Raw genomic sequence first — 641 nt, 5'->3', positions numbered from 1 at the left:
TGTTCAAGCCGTTCGTTTACGCGAAGCTGGAACTTTACGGGATGGCGACCACCATCAAGGCTGCAAAGCGCATGGTGGAAAAAGAGCGTGCCGAAGTTTGGGATATCCTTGAACAGGTTATCCGTGAACACCCGGTCATGCTTAACCGCGCACCGACGCTGCACCGTCTTGGTATTCAGGCGTTCGAACCTACCCTGATCGAAGGTAAGGCCATCCAGCTGCACCCGCTCGTTTGTACTGCGTTTAACGCGGACTTCGACGGTGACCAGATGGCTGTCCACGTACCGCTGTCGCTTGAAGCTCAGCTTGAAGCACGTACCCTGATGATGTCGACCAACAACATCCTGTCGCCGGCATCGGGTAAACCGATCATCGTGCCGTCCCAGGACATCGTCCTTGGTCTGTACTACATCTCCATGGAGCGTGATGGTCAGCCGGGCGAGGGCATGTCGTTTGTCAACATCGCCGAGATCGAGCAGGCACTGGATGAAGGTGTTGTAAACCTGCATTCCAAGGTCAATGCCCGTTACCACACGGTTGATGAAAACAACGAACCGATCACCGTTCGTGTTGCTACGACCCCTGGCCGCATGTTGCTGTCGGAACTTCTGCCGCGTCATCCGCGCATTCCGTTCTCGACC

General features: G+C 55.7%; 1 pseudogene. It reads left to right on the top strand.

The annotated features are described in order from the left end of the window. Positions 1-641: pseudogene (locus WBY09_RS19885) on the top strand (DNA-directed RNA polymerase subunit beta'); the annotation flags it as partial.

Origin of the sequence: Thalassospira sp. CH_XMU1458, from assembly GCF_037027205.1 — a bacterium.
In the GTDB taxonomy this organism is placed as follows: Bacteria; Pseudomonadota; Alphaproteobacteria; order Rhodospirillales; family Thalassospiraceae; genus Thalassospira; species Thalassospira tepidiphila.
This window is presented reverse-complemented; position numbering and strand designations above follow the sequence as displayed.